Genomic DNA, 18,952 nt, shown 5'->3' with positions numbered 1-18,952 from the left:
CCCCGCGAAGGGGCTTTATTCAAACGTACCATCGGAATTAAAGGTGACGCGGTAACGCTTAAATAATTCCATTACTTTGTCCATGTTTCCTTTGCGCAAGGTTGAATTTCCTAGTTCAAACTCGCGGATAGCCGTTTTACTTACGTTAGATTGAGCGCAGAACACATCCCGCGTTAACCCAAGGTATTCCCGAGCATGGCGGCACTGCAAACCAGTTATTTCCAATGCAGGCTTATTGTACCCTTGGTTTTTCAGGGTTAATCCTAGTTCGTGTGCCCACGTCGCAGCCGTGGGGTATGTGATATTGAGACGTTCAGCCATGCCGGAAAGGCTCCCGGCTTCTTCATAAGCATTTTTAATCTCTCCATCGGTGAACTGGCATCGCTTTGTTATCGGCATCCTGGACTAATTGGCCTTGTTGTCGATTTTAGTGGCACCTTCGGCAAGTCTTGCCGTACCAAGTACCCGAACGTCTGCGATACGAAGCGGGCGCGAGAAGAAGAAGAAAGAAAACACAAAGCCAAACACCACCGCTACCAGGTAGCAGGTTAGCATTAATTTGACGAACTGCCCGGCAAGCAGATCGACCGGCACCGCCTCTGTTACTACATTAGTGCAAGTGGTCGGCGCAGGCATGGTGTCAGTTGATGCAGCGGGCTTGTCATCGGCGCAGGATTCCAAGTTGATATAACCCTGCTGGGCAGGGCCAAGCTCAACCAGGCTTACTACCGTTTCAATAACCGATTTACTTGATTGATGAAAGCCGCCATTTATGGCAATGGACGCCAGGGCAAAAATAAATAAAACTACTGCCGGGCGAACAATGGCAAATTTCATAAATAGTGCAACCAGATCATAAATACGGCCATTGATTGCAGCGCCGATTTGTATTGCCTGGCTTAATTTGTCATTCATGGTGTTATCTCCAGTCGATTCCTTTCTTTAAATCATTTAGCAAGCGGATATAAGAAGGGTCCAACAATTCCATAATAAAAGATTCACTCCAGCCAATTCGCTCAGCCTCGGCCATGTTTTTCCAGAGCCATCCAGTCAAGTGAAACCCTGGCGGGGTTTCACCGTGTGACTGCTGGAGTTGCTGGCCTATTTTTTCATAGAGCGCAATTTGTTCTGGTGCGAGAGCGTTCCTTGTCTCTTCTGGCGTGGGTATTCTCATATCAGCCCCCTATTCCCTGGTGTATTACATTCGCATACCGCGCTTTTGCGGTTTGTCCTGGTTCAGTTTCTTGTGCTGTGAAATCTCTTTTTCAGCCTCCCGAACTTTAGCCGCTAAAGCTGGGTGGTTTTCGCTTTCGTTCAGCTTCTTAATAACAGCCTCGGCCCGCTCAGTGTTGGGTTGGTCGCCATCGAGCTTTTTAGAGGCATCCTTTGCCATCCATCCGGGAATAACCCCGCCCTTTTGGTTGCTGACGATAGAAAGCAATTCTTTGGTCTGATTAAGTGCAGCCATGATGTTCAATCCTTATTTTCAGTACATTGGAACGTAGATCATTTGAATGTCTACGCGCTGGTTTAAATACCGCCCTTCTGGCGTCCCGTTGTCGGCCACGAAGTCAGCCGCAGACACGTAGTTGATCATTATCTTGAGCGGCGAAACGCCGTGAGCAACCAGGTAATCACGGGCAGAAACAGCGCGAGCCAAAGCCAGCCTTTCATCCCTTTTGCTTGGGCGGGTTGTGCTGGTACGGCCATTGATAGTGACCAGGGATGCGTCCCTGGCCGCTTCCAGAAGAACGGCATTTGTTGGGCCTGGTTGAAAAGTGGTGCTGCTGTCAGCAAAAGAAACTGAAAGAGTGCTTGATACTGGTTCGCGGTAGTCGTTCGAGGCGGCCAATGTCGAACCAGTGAAGGCTAAACAGCCAATAGTTAGAAGTGTGCAAAGTGATTTACGCATGACTTACTCCAAATCAAAAAAACAGGTATCCGGCATGGCTCATTGGAATGCGAATGAGCCACAGAGCGCCGAGGTGTAACGGATAATAGGCGTAGAACGCCCAGCGAAGCCGGGGCATTCTTAAATCAAGACAGGTTGCAGCGAGCAGCACCGGGAGCACTGCCAGTGCCCACATGTTGCCATTGATGAAACCCAGAGCGCCGCAGGCGATAACGGCAACGCCAGCCGCTAATAAGGTCGGCTTTCTGGCGTATGACCATACGGCCAGGCCGAACAGGAGCGCAGGCCACCAATACTCGACCATTGCCCCGGCACTCATAAGTACAAGGGCGGCCCATACGATGTGCCCACGCTCGACCAGGTACGCCGTGGCCGTCAAAGCCAAGAGCGTGAAAAGGATGTTAAGCGGCCACCATCCGGCATATAGACCGCCCAGGGCAATGAATGGGACCGAGGCCAGGGCACCGAAAGCCGCGAGTCTCTTCATTGCGCGTTGGTACACACCTCTTTCGAGTTGGCCCGGGCGAGCCAGATTGAACGCCAGCACAAAGACGAAAATCGGCATTGCCAGGCGGCCAGCTTCAAACAAAAAGGGAAGCGTGCCATTGAAAAGGTACTTGTTAACGTGGTCCCCGGTCATGAGCAGCAAGCCCAGCCACTTCAAGCCTTCCACAGTGCCATCGGCAATAAGCAGGTGAGGCATGGACCAAGAGGATTTTAACGAGGCAGCACTATCGGTCATTGCCCTGCCCCCGTGCTTTGAAACGTGATTGTGCGCGGCACATAGCCGGTTTGTTGGCTTGGGCTGTAAGTCCCCTGCTCTTGGCGTTCAGTCTGTCTATTAGAACTGTCAGCCTCGATTTTGGCCGCTTCCTGGATAACTTGCTGCATAGCAGTCCCGTTGCCAGGAGTGGCACCGCCTTGGGCGGTCACATTGACAGTCGAAAAATGTTCATCAAGCCAGTCGGCCCACTTGACCGCTTTTTGGATTAAGTCGCCGCGATAGATCACATTGTATTTAGGAGTGCGGGAATGGTAGTTTGCGGCCCTGGTCCAAATATCCCCGGAGTCGTTCAGGATATGTCCGCGCAATCTCCAGGCGGCCAGGTCGAACGAGTAGCAGCCGGAGGCTGCCACATCGTTCGCGGTGATACCGTATTTCTCAAGGTCGCCGAGGTATGCAGTATTGAACTGCATAGGCCCAACGTCATGCGTACCATTCGAGTTACGCACCCGCTGGCCCGGCCTGCCGCCTTCTTTCTCAGCTACGGCCAGCACGATATTGGCGGGCACTTCATATTTCACGGCAGCCGAGATTGAGCACACAACGCGCTCTTGTTCCAGGGGCGGCATATCAGCAATGAATGGCAGCATGACAACCCCCTTAATTCCAGTAGTAGGTTGGGCCTGCAAGCTGCCCTTCAACGAACACTTCCGCCCAACGGTACGTGCGGGTGCAGTAACGCGGGTGACGGTCGCCGTCGCGGTCAACGCGGCAACGGGTGTTCTTTACGTACTGTTCCGGTAGAGTTTCGTAGGCAATGCACCGCTCATTATCGCGACCATAACGGCGGTATTCGCTGCAAACTCTGCGAGGCGGAATATAAGCGGCATAACCGAAATCAGAGGTCATGTGGCTACCACTACCTGACGGCGGGTTAACCGCACAGGACGAGAAGCTGGGAAGCGGTGACTTCATATCTTTGATACGGTCACGCATCGCTGACTTGGCCGCACCGCAGCCAGAAGGGAAGCCACCCGGCAGGCAGATCCAAATTGAACATTCATCTTGAGAGGCCGCTTGAGCCGGTGCAGTAAACGCAAATGCGGCTGCAAACAGGCTAAGGGCAACGAAAAGTTGTTTCATTTCAATTACTCCTATCTAGTTAGGCCGAACGGCCTTTATTGACAAAGCTGGCAACCTCTTCGTTGCGCTCCTGCTGGCGTTCCTGGGCATACGAAACATAATCCCCAACGTCGAAGGAGTGCTTTTCCGGGTCGCGTGCTTGCCACTCAGCGTGTGATTGGCGGGCTTTGTCCTGATCCTCACTGGACAGAGAATCAAAGCCGCCTGTTTGGTTTACCCAGCCGCCGCCGTTGCCACCGCTCAAGCTATCGCTATCGAACGACGGTGAGCTGTTAGAGGCTCCAGATTCTGACGAGCCGCTATCACCTGCATTTCCTGTTTCACCACCTCCTTGCCCTGGGGCTGCCCCCTGGCCCTTGATTGCAGCGGCAATCTTGCCGCCCGTTGTGTCACCGATGCGCTGCATGGCTTTAGACTTCATTTGTCCGGCCTTAGCCTTGGCTACTGCCCCGGTTCCTTTTGCCAAGTTCGCGCCGGTATCGGCTGCGACCCGGCCTGCTTTTGCTGCCCCGGCCATAAATCCACCGGTTGCCGCTGCTGTTGCAGCTTGAGCGCCGGACGAGCTATCGCCCTGCCCTTCGTTTGAACTTTGGGTGTCCGTTGCTCCAGTGTCTGCGCTGGCTGTTTCAGAGGCTCCCTGGTCACTACCGGCAGAAGATTCGCCACCGCTAGAGGCTTGAGCATCGCTGCCAGAAGATTCGCCGCCACCAAAGCCAGCCGCTTGAGCAAACGGGGTATCACCAGTGCTGGCTTCTTCGGATGGCATACCACCGCCACCGCCGCCGCCACCGCCACCGCCACCGCCGTCGTCACCGCCGCCAGTGAACGCAGACATAATGTCGCTGCCGGAAGCCACGTTCTCATTAGCTTTGTTGAATGCGGCCATGAGGGCTTGCGCTCCACCTGCCATGTTGGACGCCCCTGCTGCCATTGCAGCGCCACCAGTAGCCGCTGCTGCTGCTGCCATGCCTGCCGCACCAAGCGCCGCGCCTGCGCCGAAACTACCAATGCCGGTGCCGCCGACACTTGCGCCAGTAATGACGCCCGCAAGCATCTGAGGAACCTTGGTAACTAGAACGAGAAGGATCACCGCTACAATGAGCATGACGCCCATTTCTTTCAGGCTGATGCCCTCGCTCATTTGGTTGTAATAGTCATCCAGGAAGGTCTTGCCGATACCAATCAACAACACCATTGCCATAAGCTGAGCAGCAACGCCGAGCACGGTTTTGTAGTAGTTGATTGCCATGTCCGAGGTCCAGCGCGAGCCACCGAACCCCAGGAAGAAAACCCCGCCGTAAGCGAGTACCCAGCCTGCGGCCAGCAACAAAAGCATGTTGATACCGATTAACGCCAGGATGACAAGAATAACCAGGGCCATGAGAATGCCGGCGAATGAATCAACCGGCGACCAAACCGATGACTGATCCAATACCCGGTCGAAGATTTCAAAGCCCACGTCTACCACGCCAGACGGTGACAATCCCGAACCTAGCCCGGTAGCGTTACCGGCAATCTGACGCAGTGAATCGTAAATATCAGATGCGAAGTTGGGGCCGTTGATCAACAGCCACCAAAAGAACCCGGTAAAAATGGTGAAGCGGACGAACTCGGCAAAAAACTCGCCAATGTCGGCTTTTCGCAATGCCATCATGCCGAACGTCCAGACCATCGACATAACAACAAGTGTCCAAAATAACCAGGTTGCCGCATCGGTAATAACACCGGCCCAAGAGGCCGCTGCTGCCGAATAGCGAGCTAAGACGTTATCCAGTACACCGGAGTTGTCGATTGCGGCGTGAGCCGGAGCTGCAACAAAAAACGCCAGCCAGACGATTAACGGCATGGCGGATTTAAGGTTGGCTGGCAATTTCATAATTCAGTACCTCACCAATCTTTCTCAGGGCTGGCTTTAAACTCGCCAGACCGAGGGTTGCCACGACGCAGGCACTTAGAAGCAAATTCTTGCTGCATGGCCTTGTCCTCGATTTTTAAGATGTTTTCGTGCTGACAATTGATGTCGTTTACTTCCGGCGACTTTTCATCAAAACAGCCGGTTAGAAGGACCGCTACAGAAGCGGCCCCGATTAATTGAATAGTGTTAATTGATTTCATTGGTCCCCCTTACCAAGAGCGGTCTGGACTGGCTACAAAGCTGCCCTTCCGCACCTGTTCTGATGCTGCTTGTTGCTGGGCTTCTTTGTCTGCTTCGGCCTGCATCCGAGTAGCTACGGCGTTTTGCTGAGCAATCAGTAAGCTACGAATTTGCAGGAGCTGGTTGGCCTGGTTGCTGGCGAGTTGGTTGGCATAACCAATTGCTGCTAGTTGGCCGTCTGCACTCTGAGCACCAGATTGAAGGCGGTTAAGCTGACGGGCATCGGCTTCCAGGTTGTCTTGCTGCTGTTCCAATCCCTTAAATACCGCATCGTTAGCCTTTTTCTGAGACTCGGAGGCTAAACGGCGGTTTTCATCCATTGCGGCCCATTCGGCATCACTGCACCCCGTAGGTGAGAAGCATGGCGAGCTGCGGTAATAAGCTACGTCCTGGAATTTGCCCAGGTACGCATCGAGACTGCCAAGCTGGTTTTGGTAATAGGCGATAGTGTTGGTCGCCTGGTTCAGATCGTTGATGGTGCGCTGCGCCTGGTCCCAAATATAAGAAGCCGGGGCCATTGTGTTTTGCAGCATATTTTCGTACTGCTGCAACTGCGTTTGATACTGCTGGATTTGTTTAGCCGTCTGCGCTACAGCTTCCAAAGCAGTCATAATGCTTTGAGTAAGATTTGCGCCGTCTATAACGGGAATACCGGCTTGAACAGGCTGCAAAGTGGTGGCCGTCATAGCGACGACCAGAGCAACTTTAGCGGCTAAAAATCTTTTCTTTTTCTTCATGGCGTTTTCTCCTTGTCGTTAATAGTCAAACGAGCTGTAAGGCTTCGAGAAAGTCATGTCTTTGGTGACAATCACGTTGAAGCGATAACCAGGGCGAATCTCCAGTGTTGGAGCAATATTCATGTTCTTGCGGATCATTTCGACCATGACTTGACCAAGCTGTTGACCAAGCGCCTCGCTAAGTGCATCGCTGGCACGCTGGTTATTGCCGTCGCTGTTGTTGTCGTTGTCCTGGCTAAGCGTTACGCCAGCCGTGACGCCAGACATAAGGAACGCAGACCCAAAAATACGCAGATAATGGTTGTTAACCTTGTCATGAAAGCCGGAGTAACCAGCGGCGTCAGCGCCTGGCATTGAACCAATATCCAAAGCCTTGCCGTCCGGGAAAATAATGCGCTGCCAGGCAATCAAAACTCGCTCTTGGCCGTAGGCCACATCGTTCGAATAAGAACCAACAAGCCGCGAACCTTGAGGAATCAACAAGTGACTCCCTGTTGCAGTGTCCGATACGTCTTGTGATACCTGAGCAACGATTTGGCCGGGCAAGTCGGAGTTGATACCCGAAATCAGCGTAGCCGGAATAACAAAGCCAGCGCGTAGCTCGTAAGGGCTGCGCGGTGCCTGTACTTGTTCTCCAAGCTGCCAGCGATCCCCGCCGTTGTTGTCAAACTGCGAATAGCCACTGCCGTCGCCGTTCGCTGAGGTTTGCATCAACATCGGGGCGCTATTGCTGCCACCGCTACCACTAAAGCCGCCACCGTTGCGCATCCCTTCAATCTGAGCCATACGCTGCTGATAAGCGGCAGTCGGATTGTCGGAGCGGTTGGACGCAATCTGCTGACGGACACGGGCGATTTCGTTAATCATGTCTTGGCGTGATTGCGGATGGTTGCTGACTGGCTGTGATGAACCACCGTCGCTGCTGCTACGCGGGGCGGTAGCTTGTACGCCGGTTTTGGCTCTAACAGCTTGTTCCAGCATTTGCAGCTTCGCCATGCGAATGCGTTCGGCTTCATCGTCGCGTTGTGATTGTGAACCCGTATTTTGAGGCGGTGCAGGCGGCAAGTCAGGATTTACCGGGCGAGCCACAGTTACAGGCGCGGCGTCCTGGCTCTCTTCCTGCGCCCCTTCATTTGGTGCAACGGGTTCGTTCAGAGACGGAACAACCGGAGGCTCGGCAGCCGGGATAAAACCGTCTGTCTGAGTACCTGCGATTTCATTGGCAAACATCGAGGTATTGCCTGCCTTTTCCTTTGGCCCTTCGCCTGGCGCGTTCTGCTGGGCTGCACGGTCGGCAGCAACCATCATCATGACCAGGAGGAACAAGCCGAGGACACCAAACAAAATGTACATCGGGCGGTTATTTACGCGACGCACCCCGGATTTTTTGGACACCTCACCAGGTGAGGCGTCCGGGGACATTTGATCGTTGTTTTCGCTCATATCTTACTCCTTGCGAACCCAATAGCCCGCTGGAACGATACCGCCGCTTTCTTGCGAATACGGGCGGGTCAGGGACTCATTGCCGACCATAATTGTCACGCGGTACATGTTGGTGCCGGTGAACTGGTCGAATACGTAACGAAGTGGCAAACCTGATCCGGTTGGAGCTGGGTTAGCCGTAGCCGTTGTGGCTTCCACGTTCGGAGCGGTTCTAGTCGAGCGTGTAGCCTGCTGGCTTTGCTGCGCCTTGGCTGCTTCCGGGTCAAACTCCAGAAGGGCGTAACCTCGATCACGGAGACCACGAACCAAAGCCGTACCGAAGGCGTCAGGTGTAGGCTGTTTCAACTCGAAGCGAGTTTTTGCAGGCGGGTACAGTTCGGTTATTTTCTCTACCGTATCGCTGGCGATTTCCTGCTGATTGAGTCCTGCCGGATTCTTGACAAAGTTGCCGTATGGAGCGTGCGTTGCACACCCAGCCAAACCCAGTGAAAACAGAACTGCGACGATAAGTTTACGCATGATTAATCGTCCTCTTTGGTGATGGTGATTTTGTCCTGGCCGCTACCAACACCAGAGATAAGGATTGCTTTGTTAAATACCGTATCGACGATATAGCGATCCCCCTGGACGCGGTAATTAACCATGACAGTTTCAGGGTCTGAGAAAAGGCCCCCGTCCTTACGAACAACCAGGAGCGTCGGCGCTTCTGTTTGCTGCATGGCACGCGGCATTTGAATAATGGTCTTGTGGCCGTCATTGAAAACGCGCACCGGCTTCCACGACGCAGAGCCAGACACCTCGTAATCAAATGACAGGTCGCCTAAGTACTCGCGGGTTTGCGGGATTGTGTTGTTCTCGCGGTGCTGGCGTTCGCGGGTGCGGACCATATCCCACTTGGCAAGGGCGTCTTCCGGGTAGGTGAACGCAACTTGAGGCATGTATTCGGTGCGGTGTGAGCGCAAACGAATGTGATAAACGCGACGGTCGGTAGTTACGACCAGGCTGGTTTCCAGTCCCACGTCCATTGGTTTGATAAGCAGGTGCTGGGTTTCCCCTGCCCCGGTCCCGGAAATGGCTGGCTCGACATTCCAGCGGGCGGTATCACCTAACTGTATCGAGTTAACGTATTCGCCAGGTTGTAGCGCAACATCACAGACCTGGAGCACAGCACAAACCACGCTGGGAGACTGTGCGCCAAATACAAACTGGATGGCCCCGTTGCGGCCAGTAAAGGGACGGATGCCACCGTTGTCGCCCCCGGCCTGCCAACGCTGTGCAATTGCCAGCGCCTGACGTTCTTGCTGGGTCAGAGTTGGGTTCTCGTTGGTGAAATACTTGTCCTCAAGCCCGTTCGCGTGCGCGACCGTAGCCAGAGAGGGCACCAGCATCGCAGCACCCAGGATCACAGCGGAAAATTGTTTCTTCATGGTTAATAGCCTCGTAATCATTGCAGCCGTGACCAGGAATAATCACGCACGTAAATACCCAGTGGGTTCTTACGCATTTGCTCTTCCGTGGTCTGCGTTGAAGTGTCAGCGGTGTACACAGTAATAAGGGCGCGGTATTGGGTTGGTTGTCCCTTCAATACCCCTTGACGGTCCCGCGTTGTTTCTGTCCAGTCCACTTGCCAAGTAGTCGGCGTTTGCGGCAGAACAGATGTAATGTCGATGCTCACCATTTCTTTGGTGGCTCGTTTGAACGGGCTGGCATCGGCGTTACCGTTAAGCCATTCGTTCATCTTTATGGTTGCGGGATCGTTCGGGGCCAGGTGTGCATAAACGCTGAAAACTGCCTTGCGTTGCAGAGCTACGTCAGGCGACACCATACGGGCGTTCTCGATGAACTCCGACACAGTGGCACCCAAAACACGCGAATCGGCAACATCAGAGCCAGTAACAGGCCCCGCCGCTTGAGCTGCCCCAAGCTTGTCCACTTCCACCACATAAGGGATGAACTTGGACTGGCTGCCGATATGGATAACACCACCAACACCGGCAAGGGCGATCATTAACGACAGGATGCCGACCACTTGCCAGGTCTGACGTGATGACACCACAGAACCAACGTGCTCATTCCAAGTGCGACGAGCTGTCAGATAAGGATTTTCATTATCCTCTTGGCGTGATGACTTTTTGTCCTGCGCCTCGATCTCGGCAATTTCTTCCTGGTCATATCCAGGGGCGGGCTTTTTAAATACCAGCCCTTTAATTTTCTCGGAAAAGCTCATTAGGCTGCCTCCAGGTAGTTATCAAGTTTCAGGCCACGACCTGCGAGCCATTCATGCACCCATTGTTCGCCAAACTTGGCTTCCAGTTGCTTGATAGCTGCCACGGATTCCTTGTCAGAAGCACCGACAAAAGAGAGAGCCAAAGGCCCCAGGGCGAGGTCATAGAGGCGGCGCCCGTTTTCAGAGACGTAGTAGTACTGACGTTTGGGAACAGCCGTTGCCAGAATGTCAATTTGACGAGCATTAAGGCCCATTCGGCGGTAAAGGGCAGATGTGTCCTCGTCGCGGGCATAGACGTTAGGCAGGAAAATCTTGGTTGCAGTGGATTCCACAATAACGTCCAAGATGCCGGAGTTAGCTGCATCGGACAGGCTTTGTGTTGCCATGAGAACCAGACAGTTAGCTTTACGTAGCACCTTGAGCCATTCGCGGATTTTCTCGCGAAAAGCAGGGTGCCCAAGCATCAACCAAGCTTCATCTAGGATGATGACGGCGGGCTGGCCTTTAAGACTGCGCTCGATACGACGGAACAGGTATAGCAGGACTGGCAGGGCAAACTTTTCGCCCAGGTTCATCAACTCTTCAATTTCAAACGTGGTGAAGTCGGTAAGTGACAAACCGTCCTCGTCTGCGTCCAGAAGATGCCCCATAGAGCCGTCAACCGTGTATTGGCGGATAGCTTCACGGATGCTTTCATCCTGGATAGTCAGCGAGAACTCAGACAAAGTACGCGCCCCGCTTTCGTGCATACTCACAATCGCATGAGCGATTTCATTTCGCTGGGCAGGCGTACTATTAACCCCGTTCAACGCCAGGATGGTATCTATCCATTCCATTGCCCAAGCGCGATCATTCTTGGTTTCAAGGTACTGCAATGGGCAGAAGGATAAACGGTCATCGTCAGCGCCGACTGAGAAGTGAAGGCCGCCGACCGCTTTGGTTAGCGGATACATCGACATGCCTTTATCGAATGCGTAGATCGACATGCCAGCGTAACGGCGAAGCTGAGCCGCAATCAGGGCCAGGTGTGTCGATTTACCGGCACCCGTTGGGCCGAACATGAAGGTATGCCCCAAATCACGAACGTGGAGGTTCAAACGGAACGGCGTTGATCCACTGGTAACACAGTGCATGAGAGCCGGTGACAAGGGCGGATACATCGGACAAGGGGCATCGGCGTTTCCTGTCCAAATCGTGCTTGTCGGTAGCAGGTCGGCCAGATTCATCGTATTGATAAGCGGACGGCGCACATTTTCTACACCGTGCCCCGGCAAGCTGCCCAGGTAGGCATCCAGGGTATTAATGGTTTCAGTTCGTGCGGCGAAGCCCAGGCGATTAATTGATTTCTCTACCTGGCGTGCAGACTGTTCCAGACGATCCCGGCTTTCATCCATTAGGACGACGACGCTGGTGTAATATCCAACAGCAACCAGTCCGCTATTTACTTCTGCAATTGCAGATTCTGCGTCCTGGACCATAGACAAGGCGTCCTGGTCTACATTGCCGCTATTAGTATTAAATACCTGATCGAAGAACCCCCGGACTTTCTGCTTCCACTTTTTACGGAACTTGTCCAGGTGCTTAATGGATTCGTGTTGATCCATGAAAATGAAGCGCGACGACCAACGATACTCAACCGGCAATTCGGCCAAGGCGCTCAAGATTCCAGGGTGAGACTCCAAGGGGAAACCCTCGATAGAAACGACCTGAATAAACTTGCGGCCAACCTTGGGCACTACCCCTCCCCACATTTCTTGACCGCCAATATAAGCGTCCATGTACATCGGGTTGTTAGGCAGTTGAACCGGATGGCTTACGCCAGTAACACAGAATTGAAGCCAACTCAGAAAATCGTCATGCGTAACTTTGCTGCCGTCTTCGTTCACGATTTTTTGACCGCGAAGGCGGGTCAACTTAACAGCAGTTGTCAGACGGTTTTCAATACCGCTTATTTCGCGCTTGAATTGGCTAATCAACCCCTTGGTGCGGGCTTTCTTGCCAACTATTTCGGCGTCATCGTCAAACATGAGTTCAACAAATTTTCGCTGAGCTAGCAGAGGTGGAAACCATGTCAGGGTTAGAACAAAGTAACCCTCATACATAGCACCCAGGCCCTCGAAGAGCTGACGGCGTTCCTCGTCAATCGCGGCAGAAACCGGATCAGTGAAAGCCGAAGTATTGCGATCTGAATACTTAGGAGCTGGACGGCGCACGGCATCAACGTGAACCATCCAACCATTACCCAGGCCCGCAAGAGCCTGGTTTATACGAAACGACACCATTTCCCGCTGTTCGTCGGTGCTGCTGGCGTTGTCATCCCCTTTGTACAGCCAAGAGGCCATAAAAGCGCCGTTCTTGCAGACAATTACACCGTCATCAACAACAGCAGCATAATTGAGCAAGTCGGCCAGTCCCGCGTCTTTGGAACGATGCTTTTTCAACTTCAATTCAGCATCGACCGCACGGATACGGGCAAAAAGGATAAGCAACAGCGCCGCACCGCAAACAGCAATGGCAAATGAAATAGATTGAATGATCATTTGTATTGCTTCCCTTGGCTTGTCGTGTTTTCACGGTAGGGCGTGCTGCGAGCCGGATAATATGCCTTGTAGCGGCGATGCCGCAGATAGACATGGCGCAGCTTCGGGTCTGACTTACCCATGAGTCGGCACACAAAGAGCGCACCGAACCACAGACCAATACCAAACACCGTTGCCCTGACTTCTTGAGCACTGAAAATAAGTGCTCCTGCCAGCAGTCCCGAGAACATCACAAGCTCACGATCCCCGCCCATGAACAAGTTTTCTCGGTTGCCAGCTCTACGAATGGGGATCGTGCGCAGAGCCATAATTACACCGCCTGGAGACCGTTAACGAGACGCATAGCAGCGCCGTTAACCTGGTTAATTGCACCGTCAGTTAGTGCCGCGATTTCCGCACCACGACCGAAGAAGGTGGACATCATGTTTTGCGCACCGACCAGCAGAGCCATTACCAACACGATGAAAATCAGCGTGCGGAAAAAACCGTTGAGTTCACCGCCAAAAATCAGAATGCCGCCTGCGACGACAATACCGATGATGGACAGGGCGAACGCCACGGGGCCGGTTACAGAGTTGCGAAGGTTGGTCAGCCAACTTTCATAAGGGAGTGAGCCGCCCGTTCCCTCGGAAGCCATAGCTGGTTGAACAGCCATAACCAGGAACAAAGCCGCAAACAGGCCAAGGTAGAACATGGCTGAGCGGTTAATGTGGATTGATGGGAGAGTGAGTTTCATTGGTTTTTACTCCTAGTTACCTACGTTTAAAGAGACTTAGTGATGTATTGACCATCGCAGTAACCGGAAACCTCTAGGATTTCTTGGATGCGGCGGCCTTCCGGGGTTCTGGCGATATGAACAACGATGTGAACCACCTCGCCAATTAGCGGTTCAATCTCGGCTGGAGCCGCTGGATTACGTGTAATCAGCGACCGCAAACGAGCCAGGCCAGCGTTAGCATTGTTGGCGTGCAAGGTTGCAGCGCCTCCTTCATGCCCGGTGTTCCAGGCATCGAGAAGGTCCAAAGCTTCCGCCCCGCGCACTTCGCCGACCAAGATACGGTCGGGCCTCATGCGCAAAGTTGTTTTCAGCAATGCCGTCATGGAGACGTCAAGACTGGTGTGGTACTGAACGTGGTTTTCAGCGGCGCATTGGATTTCGCCGGTATCCTCAATAATGAAAACCCGTTCGGTAGGATCGGTAATCACCATTTCATTGATGATGGCGTTAACCAGGGTGGTTTTACCTGAGCCGGTGCCGCCAATAACAAGAATGTTTCGGTGTGCTGCCACGGCTTCAACTAGGACTTGTTGCTGGTCGGCGGTCATGATGCCGTTTTCCACGTACTGGTCCAGGGTGAAGATCGCAACGGCTTTTTTCCGAATGGCGAAGGTAGGGGCCGGAACTACAGGAGGTAGTTGGCCCGCGAAGCGTGAACCGTCAAGGGGGAATTCCCCTTCAAGAATGGGCTTGCTCCGAGTGACTTCTTTGCCGTGAAAACCGGCAATTGTCTCTATAACAGCCTGAGCTTGAGCAGGTCTAAGTGTTCCGATGCACTGCATCCCCTCGCCTAGACGCTCAACCCAAACTTTCCCGTCTGCGTTGAGCATAAGCTCGACCGTTTTAGGATCATTAAAAGCCTGTAGAAGCTCCGGCCCAATATCTCGCTCTAGTTTTCTTTTTGCCCGGTCCTTAATGGAGCCGGTCATGTCTTTTTGCTGCATTCAATTGCCCCGGTATTTTCGGTTAATCCGTTTCTGATATATACGATATACCGAAATCAAGGACCGCGCAACATAACGAAGGAAAAAGTTTAGATAATTTCGTCCATGAGGCTCACGGGTGAGACACCCGCAAGCCTATATCACGTTTCTAGCGTAACGATCCTTTTCGGTGATTCCGGTGTTGGGAGGCCCGGCAGCCTTTTTTTAGCCGCTAAAATCTAACGGCCTCGGGGGAGGGTTTTACAAAAAAAGTCAATAGTCCTTTTGTGTGGTATCCAGTTCCCGCAATTTTTTTCTTGTTTCCTCGCCCCACTTTTTTACCTGGAAAGCCCGGTGCTCAGGAAGCACAGCACAAACACGCTCATAGCCTGCTGGCAGACTGCTTAGCATCTTTCCGCCCGCGAGGGCGTCCAGTGCTGCCCGATCAAGGTCCGTTGACTCCAGGAGAAGGGGGAGCGGCGTTTCAAGGGCTGCCGCTATGGCTTCCATCACCTTTAGTGACGGATTAGCCTTACCCGTGGTTAAGTCAGACAAGAACGAAATAGAAACGCCAGAGCGTTCCGCTAGTTCGTTCTTGGTCATGTGCCGTTCATCCAGGATGCGCAGCACGTTAGTAAAAAAAATGAAGTTGTACATGCTGCCTCTCTTGCAGGCCGATTTTAGCGGCTAAAGTTTTTGACTTGGTTTAAAAGTATAGCTATACTCCCCTTGTCATAACGAAAGGAGACTCTACCATGAGCCACAACATGTTCCAGTTTATCGGAAATCTTACCCGTGATACAGAGCTACATAACAGTCAAGGCGGCAGCAGTCGCGCAATTTTCGATGTTGCTGTTAACCGTACATGGGGGAAAGGTGCTGACAAGCAAGAAAAAACGGAGTTTTTCCGCATCAAGTCGTTTGGAGCGACGGCGGACAGTGCTGGCCGTTACCTTGGGAAAGGTTCCAAGGTATTTGTACAGGGCCGCATTGAAAACACCCGTTTCGAGAAGGATGGTAAAACCGAGTTCGGCACCGACTTTATTGCGGAAAAGATTGATTACCTAGATACAAAAGCCCCTGAAGGACAACAACAGGGCTAAGGCGGTTGCCCCGGCTTGGCCGGGGCGTTTCCCAGGAGGGCAGTAGATGGCATATAACTTTAACAAACAAGAATACATCCGAAAGCTGATTGATAGCGGCGTCGAACCGGACAAAGCCGAAGAAATTGCGACCAGGACCGCTTATCATCGTAACCAATCAGCACAGGCAGAGGCCCGCCCTATTGGTGAGGCGATTACCCTGCCGGGTATTCCTGAACCCGAAGCCCCTGCCCTTTCTGATACTAACAAAACTAACTGGAACACTACGGAGGCCAAAGACGCGGCCCCGGCTGCTAAGGGGGAATCCATGAGCGAGAAGAAGCCAGGGCGCAAAACAGGGGCGAGAGATGCGTTGGCCTCAAAAGTTGATGAAGCCCGGCAAGCGGCGCTCCTGAAACACACAAAGCAAGAAATCAAGGACGCTCAACTATCTTTGTTTGATATTGCGCCCTGGGGCGATCACATGCGGGCTTTGCCGAACGATTACGCCCGGTCGGCCCTATTCACTGTACGAAACAAACGAGTGCCCCGCGTCGCTTTACAGAGCGAACCTATTTATAGCATAGGGGATGATGTGAACATCACCTACACGGGCGTAGAGTTGCGGGCAGAGGACGACGAGTTGGTTTGGCAACAGGTCATGGAGTATTCCAAGCGTTCGCCTATTGGCGACCCTATCAGCTTCACGTTCTACGAGCTGTGCAAGGACTTGGGGTGGTCGATTAATGGCCGTTACTACAAGAAAGCCGAAGAGTGTTTGTCACGGTTGCAGGCATCGGCCATGCAGTTTGAATCCAAACGGGTTGGCCGTCTTGAATCACTATCACTGATCAGCCGGTTTCGCGTCCTGGATCGAGGCAAGCGCAATTCTCGATGCCAGGTCATGATTGATGAAGAAATGGTTGTCCTGTTTGCCGGTGACTACTATTCGCGCTTCATTTGGGACAAGTACCGCAAGCTGTCCCCCACGGCCCGCCGTATGTTCGATTACTTTGCTTCACACAAAGAGCCGTTCCCGTTGAAGCTGGAAACCTTCCGGCTTATGTGCGGCTCAGAATCAACCAGGGCTAAGAAGTGGCGGGAGCAGGTAGGGACTGCGTGTGACGAGCTGAGGGAAAGCGGCCTTGTCGCCCATGCTTGGGTTGCCGGGGAGCAATTGCACTGCAAGCGAAGCTGATGGCCATCATGGCCACGTATCGAGAACAAAGGGGCTGCGGCCCCTTTTTTTGTTGCTCTATGAAGGGCTAAGCCTGTGGGTAGCCAATGGGGATAAGTTTTGTTGGTTGACATATGAGGGGCGTTGATTGACATATGAGGGGCCAGCGGACTAGGCGCACTACTGACACATGAGGGGCAAGCTTGAAAAACACCCCTTCCCTGGCGTCCAAACCTGGCGAAAGCCAGCCCGGTGTGGATAGTTATCCACATTTCATAGGTATAACCCTGTTAGTAACCCCAGCACACTATTGACACTTGAGGGGCGCACCTACTGACATTTGGGGGGCGGGTTTACTGACACTTGAGGGGCAAAATACTGACACTTGAGGGGCGGGTTTACTGACACTTGAGGGGCGGGGGTAAACGGAAAATCACAGTTAAATCATAAGCTTATAGGCGTTTTTTTAGCCCCCTAACCTTTCTTTTAACCCTTTATATACCAAAATATAACCATATTTCTTATAACCAGTTGAGCGAAAAATACTCATTTGGCGAAGAAAAAACTGAAAAGCAGAAACCGGCCCCCGAAGGGGGGAGACCCCCCTTCTCAATCCCTCCCGGCCGCTTCGCGTCCTCCCATCCCCCCCAGGGGCAAGCCCCTCGGCCGCTGCGCGTCCTCACCCCATTGAAACGTGCGCTTACGCTGCGCTATGCCCAAAGGGGCTACCGCCCCTCTGGACTCCCCGATTGTCTAGCTCCGTGCCTCCTGGAGCCTCTGAGGCAATCCTAAACCATTGAGCATGATGGAAAGTCCATTTGTTTAAACGCCAAGGAAAGGAGGCGGCCAGATCGGCGCTTAAATCAGCCCCTCAAATGTCAATAAAACCCTTTAAAAATGGGGTTTGGAGGGCATTTTGCCCTTGACAAGATAGGGCATATTGCCCTATTATTATAAATAGAAGGCCGGGCAAGTCGCCAAGGTCCACAACCGGAGAATTTCCGATGACGATTTACACTTACACCCCTGATCTAACACGCCCCCTGTGCCCTACTTGCGGCGCTTCTGTCCCCCAAGACACCGACACCCCAGAAACACCCTGGCAAGGCACCTGCCGTGCCGGTCACACGTTCACGTTCCAGCTTGAGAGCGAGGGCGAATGGTTGGAGGACTCCAAGAGCGGACGATTCAGCCGCGTTGCTACCGAGCCAGAAGAGTCAACTTGGATTTGCAACGAATGCGGAGAAGCCGGGGCCGATCCTTACGAGGCCGGTTGTGTCGAATGCGGCGCTGAGCCTGACTTTCATTGACATTTGGGGGGGCGGGCGAAAGCCTGCCCTACCAGCCAAGGGGGCACCATGAAACAGAAAACTTTTATGCAAATGTTCCGGGAGTGGGAACGAATGGGCGGACGAGTTCGGGCCAGTCTGGATCGTCGCTGTGTTGAACGGTTTGGCTACCAAACAGCTCTAGCATTCGACCGTTACGACAGCATCAAGCACGCTATAGCTGGATGCACTATCCATACACGGATCAACTACAGAGCTGCGGCCACTAAGGCGCTAGGGGATCAGTGGCGGGGTCGAAGCCTGGAGCTAAACCGTATGTGGCGGAACTGGAGTTAAGGGGCGCGGCCCTTTTTTCGGCCCACCCATCAATTAGGGCAATTTGTCCTTGACAGGATAGGGCATATTGCCCTATCATTATAAACAGAAGGCCGGGCAAGTCGCCAAGGTCCACAACCGGAGAATTTCCGATGAACGTATCAGTTAAAGAATTTCGCAACTCAGTTGATCACCTGTACCGCATGGCAAACGTGGATTATCACGCCTGCGTTGGTGCCCAGGAGCTTCGCTATTGGGTTGAGCGTGTCGAGCGCGTTATTGGGCTTGTCGAAGTCCTGGAGTGCAAGCGGGCGAAGCCTGCCGACCGAGAAGAGCACGGGAAGAGCTTGGAAGCGGCCCGCAAACGCCTAGAGCAAGCCGCGAAACGGATTCAGGAGCTGGATCGCCCCGAACCGAAAAAACCAACACTAACCCTTTGTGTTCACTGAGAAAAAGCCCGGTTTATCCGGGTTTTTTTATGTTTACCTATTGACTGGATAGGGCAAA

Annotated in this window: 23 protein-coding genes; 3 read left to right on the top strand and 20 right to left on the bottom strand. The window is 53.1% G+C overall.

Annotated features, from left to right (window positions below):
- Positions 1–15: 15 nt before the first annotated feature.
- The 20 genes from CYCME_RS12665 to CYCME_RS12570 form a co-directional block, all read right to left on the bottom strand.
- Entirely contained in the window at positions 16–399 is a 384-nt protein-coding gene (locus tag CYCME_RS12665) for a helix-turn-helix domain-containing protein (protein WP_041933077.1), read from the bottom strand.
- Between the two features lie 6 nt (positions 400–405).
- Positions 406–915 (bottom strand): hypothetical protein, encoded by a 510-nt coding sequence (locus CYCME_RS12660; protein WP_020933255.1) that lies wholly within the window; start codon positions 913–915, stop codon positions 406–408.
- A gap of 4 nt (positions 916–919) precedes the next feature.
- A complete protein-coding gene (locus CYCME_RS12655) occupies positions 920–1,174 on the bottom strand; it encodes a hypothetical protein (protein ID WP_020933254.1) in 255 nt (84 codons plus the stop codon).
- A gap of 24 nt (positions 1,175–1,198) precedes the next feature.
- Positions 1,199–1,468, bottom strand: a complete 270-nt coding sequence (locus CYCME_RS12650; RefSeq protein ID WP_014579500.1) for a hypothetical protein — start codon at positions 1,466–1,468, stop codon at positions 1,199–1,201.
- A gap of 18 nt (positions 1,469–1,486) precedes the next feature.
- Complete coding sequence (locus tag CYCME_RS12645) at positions 1,487–1,912, bottom strand: OmpA family protein (RefSeq protein WP_020933253.1); 426 nt, start codon at positions 1,910–1,912, stop codon at positions 1,487–1,489.
- A gap of 13 nt (positions 1,913–1,925) precedes the next feature.
- A complete protein-coding gene (locus CYCME_RS12640; RefSeq protein ID WP_020933252.1) occupies positions 1,926–2,654 on the bottom strand; it encodes a TraX family protein in 729 nt (242 codons plus the stop codon).
- Positions 2,651–3,286 (bottom strand): Conjugal transfer protein TrbN, encoded by a 636-nt coding sequence (locus tag CYCME_RS12635; protein WP_020933251.1) that lies wholly within the window; start codon positions 3,284–3,286, stop codon positions 2,651–2,653. Before CYCME_RS12635 ends, CYCME_RS12640 begins: the two co-directional genes overlap by 4 nt.
- Before the next feature lie 10 nt (positions 3,287–3,296).
- Positions 3,297–3,779, bottom strand: a complete 483-nt coding sequence (locus CYCME_RS12630; RefSeq protein ID WP_020933250.1) for a hypothetical protein — start codon at positions 3,777–3,779, stop codon at positions 3,297–3,299.
- A 19-nt stretch (positions 3,780–3,798) separates the two neighbouring features.
- Positions 3,799–5,655, bottom strand: coding sequence for a P-type conjugative transfer protein TrbL (gene trbL / locus CYCME_RS12625; protein WP_020933249.1), 1,857 nt, complete (start codon positions 5,653–5,655; stop codon positions 3,799–3,801).
- A gap of 11 nt (positions 5,656–5,666) precedes the next feature.
- Positions 5,667–5,894, bottom strand: coding sequence for an entry exclusion lipoprotein TrbK (gene trbK, locus CYCME_RS12620; protein WP_020933248.1), 228 nt, complete (start codon positions 5,892–5,894; stop codon positions 5,667–5,669).
- A 9-nt stretch (positions 5,895–5,903) separates the two neighbouring features.
- Positions 5,904–6,671, bottom strand: coding sequence for a P-type conjugative transfer protein TrbJ (trbJ, locus tag CYCME_RS12615; RefSeq protein WP_020933247.1), 768 nt, complete (start codon positions 6,669–6,671; stop codon positions 5,904–5,906).
- 18 nt (positions 6,672–6,689) lie between these two features.
- A complete protein-coding gene (locus CYCME_RS12610) occupies positions 6,690–8,114 on the bottom strand; it encodes a TrbI/VirB10 family protein (RefSeq protein WP_020933246.1) in 1,425 nt (474 codons plus the stop codon).
- 3 nt (positions 8,115–8,117) lie between these two features.
- Positions 8,118–8,633: a conjugal transfer protein TrbH gene (locus tag CYCME_RS12605; protein WP_020933245.1), complete on the bottom strand. Its 516-nt coding sequence runs from the start codon at positions 8,631–8,633 to the stop codon at positions 8,118–8,120.
- A 2-nt stretch (positions 8,634–8,635) separates the two neighbouring features.
- The gene (gene trbG / locus CYCME_RS12600; RefSeq protein WP_020933244.1) at positions 8,636–9,541 is read right to left on the bottom strand and encodes a P-type conjugative transfer protein TrbG; all 906 of its coding nucleotides are present in this window, start codon (positions 9,539–9,541) and stop codon (positions 8,636–8,638) included.
- A gap of 17 nt (positions 9,542–9,558) precedes the next feature.
- Complete coding sequence (locus CYCME_RS12595) at positions 9,559–10,341, bottom strand: conjugal transfer protein TrbF (RefSeq protein ID WP_020933243.1); 783 nt, start codon at positions 10,339–10,341, stop codon at positions 9,559–9,561.
- The gene (locus tag CYCME_RS12590; protein ID WP_020933242.1) at positions 10,341–12,881 is read right to left on the bottom strand and encodes a VirB4 family type IV secretion/conjugal transfer ATPase; all 2,541 of its coding nucleotides are present in this window, start codon (positions 12,879–12,881) and stop codon (positions 10,341–10,343) included. Before CYCME_RS12590 ends, CYCME_RS12595 begins: the two co-directional genes overlap by 1 nt.
- A complete protein-coding gene (locus tag CYCME_RS12585; protein ID WP_020933241.1) occupies positions 12,878–13,189 on the bottom strand; it encodes a conjugal transfer protein TrbD in 312 nt (103 codons plus the stop codon). The genes CYCME_RS12590 and CYCME_RS12585 overlap by 4 nt, the downstream gene beginning before the upstream one ends.
- 2 nt (positions 13,190–13,191) lie before the next feature.
- On the bottom strand, positions 13,192–13,617 hold the full coding sequence (gene trbC, locus CYCME_RS12580) for an IncP-type conjugal transfer pilin TrbC (RefSeq protein WP_020933240.1): 426 nt from the start codon (positions 13,615–13,617) through the stop codon (positions 13,192–13,194).
- A 26-nt stretch (positions 13,618–13,643) separates the two neighbouring features.
- Complete coding sequence (gene trbB, locus CYCME_RS12575) at positions 13,644–14,603, bottom strand: P-type conjugative transfer ATPase TrbB (RefSeq protein WP_020933239.1); 960 nt, start codon at positions 14,601–14,603, stop codon at positions 13,644–13,646.
- Between the two features lie 252 nt (positions 14,604–14,855).
- Positions 14,856–15,239 carry a transcriptional regulator gene (locus CYCME_RS12570; RefSeq protein WP_020933238.1) on the bottom strand — a complete coding sequence of 128 codons (384 nt, stop codon included), beginning with the start codon at positions 15,237–15,239 and terminating at the stop codon, positions 14,856–14,858.
- A 98-nt stretch (positions 15,240–15,337) separates the two neighbouring features.
- Here CYCME_RS12570 and CYCME_RS12565 point away from each other — a divergent pair, with 98 nt between their 5' ends.
- The 3 genes from CYCME_RS12565 (at position 15,338) to CYCME_RS12545 (ending at position 18,894) form a co-directional block, all read left to right on the top strand.
- On the top strand, positions 15,338–15,685 hold the full coding sequence (locus tag CYCME_RS12565; RefSeq protein ID WP_020933237.1) for a single-stranded DNA-binding protein: 348 nt from the start codon (positions 15,338–15,340) through the stop codon (positions 15,683–15,685).
- A gap of 46 nt (positions 15,686–15,731) precedes the next feature.
- Positions 15,732–16,862: a plasmid replication initiator TrfA gene (trfA, locus tag CYCME_RS12560; RefSeq protein ID WP_020933236.1), complete on the top strand. Its 1,131-nt coding sequence runs from the start codon at positions 15,732–15,734 to the stop codon at positions 16,860–16,862.
- A gap of 1,735 nt (positions 16,863–18,597) precedes the next feature.
- On the top strand, positions 18,598–18,894 hold the full coding sequence (locus CYCME_RS12545) for a hypothetical protein (RefSeq protein WP_020933234.1): 297 nt from the start codon (positions 18,598–18,600) through the stop codon (positions 18,892–18,894).
- Positions 18,895–18,952: the final 58 nt, after the last annotated feature.

The organism is Cycloclasticus zancles 78-ME, from assembly GCF_000442595.1.
Lineage (GTDB): Bacteria > Pseudomonadota > Gammaproteobacteria > Methylococcales > Cycloclasticaceae > Cycloclasticus > Cycloclasticus pugetii.
Note: the sequence above shows the minus strand (reverse complement) of the source record. Positions and strands in the feature narration are given on the sequence as shown.

Excerpts from the sequence above, each read along its gene's own strand:
- CYCME_RS12545 (WP_020933234.1), top strand. The coding sequence starts at position 18,598 with ATGAACGTATCAGTTAAAGAATTTCGCAACTCAGTTGATCACCTGTAC.
- CYCME_RS12605 (WP_020933245.1), bottom strand. The coding sequence starts at position 8,633 with ATGCGTAAACTTATCGTCGCAGTTCTGTTTTCACTGGGTTTGGCTGGG.
- CYCME_RS12635 (WP_020933251.1), bottom strand. The coding sequence starts at position 3,286 with ATGCTGCCATTCATTGCTGATATGCCGCCCCTGGAACAAGAGCGCGTT.
- CYCME_RS12660 (WP_020933255.1), bottom strand. The coding sequence starts at position 915 with ATGAATGACAAATTAAGCCAGGCAATACAAATCGGCGCTGCAATCAAT.
- CYCME_RS12630 (WP_020933250.1), bottom strand. The coding sequence starts at position 3,779 with ATGAAACAACTTTTCGTTGCCCTTAGCCTGTTTGCAGCCGCATTTGCG.
- trbC (WP_020933240.1), bottom strand. The coding sequence starts at position 13,617 with ATGAAACTCACTCTCCCATCAATCCACATTAACCGCTCAGCCATGTTC.
- CYCME_RS12570 (WP_020933238.1), bottom strand. The coding sequence starts at position 15,239 with ATGTACAACTTCATTTTTTTTACTAACGTGCTGCGCATCCTGGATGAA.
- CYCME_RS12655 (WP_020933254.1), bottom strand. The coding sequence starts at position 1,174 with ATGAGAATACCCACGCCAGAAGAGACAAGGAACGCTCTCGCACCAGAA.
- trbG (WP_020933244.1), bottom strand. The coding sequence starts at position 9,541 with ATGAAGAAACAATTTTCCGCTGTGATCCTGGGTGCTGCGATGCTGGTG.
- CYCME_RS12585 (WP_020933241.1), bottom strand. The coding sequence starts at position 13,189 with ATGGCTCTGCGCACGATCCCCATTCGTAGAGCTGGCAACCGAGAAAAC.
- CYCME_RS12650 (WP_014579500.1), bottom strand. The coding sequence starts at position 1,468 with ATGGCTGCACTTAATCAGACCAAAGAATTGCTTTCTATCGTCAGCAAC.
- CYCME_RS12595 (WP_020933243.1), bottom strand. The coding sequence starts at position 10,341 with ATGAGCTTTTCCGAGAAAATTAAAGGGCTGGTATTTAAAAAGCCCGCC.
- CYCME_RS12665 (WP_041933077.1), bottom strand. The coding sequence starts at position 399 with ATGCCGATAACAAAGCGATGCCAGTTCACCGATGGAGAGATTAAAAAT.
- trbJ (WP_020933247.1), bottom strand. The coding sequence starts at position 6,671 with ATGAAGAAAAAGAAAAGATTTTTAGCCGCTAAAGTTGCTCTGGTCGTC.
- CYCME_RS12565 (WP_020933237.1), top strand. The coding sequence starts at position 15,338 with ATGAGCCACAACATGTTCCAGTTTATCGGAAATCTTACCCGTGATACA.
- trbL (WP_020933249.1), bottom strand. The coding sequence starts at position 5,655 with ATGAAATTGCCAGCCAACCTTAAATCCGCCATGCCGTTAATCGTCTGG.
- trbK (WP_020933248.1), bottom strand. The coding sequence starts at position 5,894 with ATGAAATCAATTAACACTATTCAATTAATCGGGGCCGCTTCTGTAGCG.
- CYCME_RS12590 (WP_020933242.1), bottom strand. The coding sequence starts at position 12,881 with ATGATCATTCAATCTATTTCATTTGCCATTGCTGTTTGCGGTGCGGCG.
- CYCME_RS12640 (WP_020933252.1), bottom strand. The coding sequence starts at position 2,654 with ATGACCGATAGTGCTGCCTCGTTAAAATCCTCTTGGTCCATGCCTCAC.
- trbB (WP_020933239.1), bottom strand. The coding sequence starts at position 14,603 with ATGCAGCAAAAAGACATGACCGGCTCCATTAAGGACCGGGCAAAAAGA.
- trfA (WP_020933236.1), top strand. The coding sequence starts at position 15,732 with ATGGCATATAACTTTAACAAACAAGAATACATCCGAAAGCTGATTGAT.
- CYCME_RS12645 (WP_020933253.1), bottom strand. The coding sequence starts at position 1,912 with ATGCGTAAATCACTTTGCACACTTCTAACTATTGGCTGTTTAGCCTTC.
- CYCME_RS12610 (WP_020933246.1), bottom strand. The coding sequence starts at position 8,114 with ATGAGCGAAAACAACGATCAAATGTCCCCGGACGCCTCACCTGGTGAG.